The sequence below is a fragment of the Thermanaerothrix sp. genome, assembly GCF_056331585.1.
The window spans coordinates 1-3622 of sequence record NZ_JBWGPQ010000070.1 but is presented as its reverse complement, the minus strand read 5'-3'; the positions used below and the strand labels follow the sequence as shown (position 1 = coordinate 3622).

The 3622-nt window shown below is 53.5% G+C and carries 2 protein-coding genes; both read right to left on the bottom strand.

Annotated features, from left to right (window positions below; genetic code table 11):
• Positions 1–1633 (bottom strand): biosynthetic-type acetolactate synthase large subunit (gene ilvB / locus AC01YT_RS13495; RefSeq protein WP_476676258.1); only part of this gene is annotated, 1633 nt, incomplete at its 3' end.
• Positions 1634–1669: 36 nt separating this feature from the next.
• Positions 1670–3346 (bottom strand): dihydroxy-acid dehydratase, encoded by a 1677-nt coding sequence (gene ilvD / locus AC01YT_RS13490; RefSeq protein ID WP_476676260.1) that lies wholly within the window; start codon positions 3344–3346, stop codon positions 1670–1672.
• Between the last annotated feature and the right edge of the window lie 276 nt (positions 3347–3622).

Genomic DNA, 3622 nt, shown 5'->3' with positions numbered 1-3622 from the left:
GATACACATTGTCTTCTTGCTCAACTCTGAAATCAATGACCACCGTGCCTTCGATTTGGCGTGCCTGTTGTAATGCCATATTTACTTCCCCTTGTGAGGTCACCCGCAACCCCGTTAGACCATGTGCTTCAGCCAGTTTCACAAAATCAGGGCTGCGCATTGGCGTTGCCGCATAGCGCCGTTCGTAGAATAACTCCTGCCACTGTCGCACCATCCCAAGATATCCATTATTGATGATGGCGACATTGACCTTCACCCCTTCTTGAGCCGCAGTGGAGAGCTCAGCCGCGGTCATCTGGAACCCACCATCACCGACTACCGCCCACACCTCAGCATTAGGGCACGCGATCTTCGCTCCAATGGCTGCCGGCAACCCAAATCCCATGGTGCCCAGCCCACCAGAGGTGATAAACCAGTTAGGATGATCCTGTTTGTAATATTGCGCCGCCCACATCTGGTGCTGACCCACATCGGTCACAATGATGGCCTTGCCTTGGGTAAAACGCCAGAGCGCATCAATAACATGAGCCGCATAGAGCTTGCCATCCTCCGGGGTCAGGTTGAGGATGTCCTCATCCGCCGCCTCACGACGGAGCGCCTCGATATGTGCCAGCCAATCCGAATGTTCCATAGTGGGCGTTTCTTCCAACAACAGGCACAGCGCTTCACGGAGATCACCAATAACGGAAACATCCACTTTGACGTTTTTGTTAATTTCGGTAGGGTCTATATCCACATGGATCTTGCGCGCATGGGTGGCATACGTCTTGACGTTTCCGGTCACCCGATCATCAAAGCGCATTCCAAACGCCAGCAGTAAATCAGCCTCTTGAATGGCCTGATTGACCCAAGCCTGACCATGCATGCCCATCATTCCCAAGTTCAACGGATGCGAAGCCGGAAAGCCACCGATTCCTAATAAGGTCATCGCTACCGGAATCTGGGTTTGCTCCGCAAAGGCGCGCAACTCCTCCATGGCCCGGCTGAGTAACACCCCTCGCCCGGCCAAAATAAGCGGACGCTTGGCTTCGCGAATTAACTGCGCTGCCTGAACGATCCGCGCCCGATCCGGAACCCGATAAGGGCGGTAACCGCGCAATTGGATCGGCTTGGGGTCATACGTCCATTCCATGCTGTTTTGCTGGGCATCCTTGGCAATATCCACTAAAACCGGTCCCGGGCGTCCAGTACGGGCAATGTAAAAGGCTTCCCGCAGTACCGGTCCGATTTCCTCCACCCGAGTGACCAGATAGTTGTGTTTCGTGATTGGGAGCGTAATCCCCGTAACATCCGTCTCTTGAAACGCATCATAGCCGATTAAGTGACTGGCAACCTGGCCGGTGATAAACACCGTAGGTGATGAATCCATCATGGCCGTCGCAATCCCGGTCACCAGATTCGTTGCGCCAGGGCCAGATGTCGCCAAAGCCACCCCCACCTTTCCGCTCACACGGGCATAGCCATCAGCCATGTGTGCTGCGCCTTGCTCATGACGAACCAGCACATGGCGCACCGGATAGTCCAGCATTGCATCATAAATCGGCAGATTGGCTCCCCCTGGATAACCAAAGACAACCTCAACCCCCTCCCGCACCAACACTTCCCATACAATTTGTGCTCCCGTTCGCTTCATCACTACACCTCCTTTGGCAAGACCTCTTATGAACGACTAACTCCCGGGGTATTCCATTACCGCACCACGATCTGCACTACTCACAAAGTAGGCATAACGCTTTAGCCATTTACTATTGGTCCGTGGTTCGAACGGCGGTAGTGCCGCTAACCGGCGCTGAATTTCTTCATCACTGAGACGCACATTCAATGTATGAGCATCCAGATCAATTTCAATGATGTCGCCAGGCCGTAAAGCAGCAATCGGGCCACGCGCCGCCGCTTCCGGTGCCACGTGTCCAATGCACGCGCCTCGGGTCCCACCGGAAAAACGCCCATCGGTAATCAGAGCCACCTTATCCCCCAATCCCATGCCCATAATAGCGCTGGTCGGGCTGAGCATTTCCTGCATGCCCGGCCCGCCGCGTGGACCTTCATAACGAATCACCACTACCTCACCAGGTTGAACCTCTCGTGCCAGAATCCCACGCAGCGCATCTTCCTGGGATTCATAAATTCGGGCTGGACCGCTAAAACGACGCATCCCGGGCAATACCCCCGCTGTTTTAACAACTGCGCCGCGTGGGGCAAGGTTGCCAAAGAGAATCGCCAACCCTCCGGTTTGCGAGTGCGCATTTTCACAGCGCCTTATCACATTTTCGTCTTTAATTTCCGCCCCGTTCAGGGCATTACCTAGCGTATCTCCGGTCACGGTAATCCGATCCAGGTGAAGTATCCCGGTGCCACGGTGGACTTCCTTGAGAATCGCTGGCACACCACCGGCGCGGTGCACGTCTTCCATATGCCAGGGGCCAGACGGACTGACTTTGCATAAATGCGGTACCCTGGCTGAAATCGCATTAATTCGCTCCAGCGAATACTCCAACCCGGCTTCATGGGCTATAGCCAACCCATGTAAAAGAGTGTTTGTCGACCCTCCCATGGCCATATCTAAGGCAAAGGCATCATCCAAGGCCTCTAACGTCACAATGTCGCGTGGTTTTATTTGTCGCCGCACCAATTCAAGGATCAAATGCCCCGCCCGCCGCGCCAGTGCTTCTCGTTCTGGTGTAAGTGCCAGAGCCGACCCGTTATAAGGTAGCGCCAGCCCCAACGCCTCCATCAAGCAGTTCATGCTATTTGCGGTAAACATGCCTGAACACGAACCACACGAGGGGCAAGCGTAATCCTCAAGGGTTTTCAGACGTTTTTGGTCAATCTTGCCCGCCTGGTAAGCCCCCACCCCTTCAAAAACCGAAATCAAATCTACCACCTCACCATCTGGCGTACGGCCAGCCGCCATCGCCCCACCGGAAATAAAGATGGTGGGAATATTTAGGCGCACCGCTGCCATAAGCATGCCAGGCACAATCTTGTCACAATTGGGAATACACACCATGCCATCGAAACGATGGGCTTCAATCATGGTTTCGACCGAATCGGCAATTAATTCCCGCGAAGGGAGAGAATACTTCATCCCCTCATGACCCATAGCAATCCCATCGTCCACGGCGATAGTGTTGAATTCGAAAGGCACCCCTCCGGCCTCACGCACCGCCTCTTTGACAATTCGGGCAAACGATTGCAAGTGAACATGTCCGGGCACAATATCAGCGTATGAGTTTACAATGGCAATAAACGGCTTTTCAAAATCTTCATCCTTAACCCCCGTGGCTTTTAAGAGCGCCCGGTGTGGGGCATGTTCGATACCTTTCTTGACTCGATCCGATCGCATCATCACTCTCCTCGCTTGGGTATAAAAAAACCGCCCTTTCGGGCGGTTGGTTTGTAATTTTTGGTATGGACTTGCGTATGGGTTTAGGCTAGTTCCACTTCGCTCGCTCCAACCGCCCAAAGGGGAGTCAGGCTCTCAATAAGGACGAGAACCAGAATTAGGCTAAGGGCGAGGAGCGAATAAATGTATAACATCTTCAATCGCTGAGGCTTTGTGAGAAGTTATTGCGCAATTTTATACACCCGTGGAGATTTGTCAAGGGGTTAAACCTTAAAA

Excerpts from the sequence above, each read along its gene's own strand:
- ilvD (WP_476676260.1), bottom strand. The coding sequence starts at position 3,346 with ATGCGATCGGATCGAGTCAAGAAAGGTATCGAACATGCCCCACACCGG.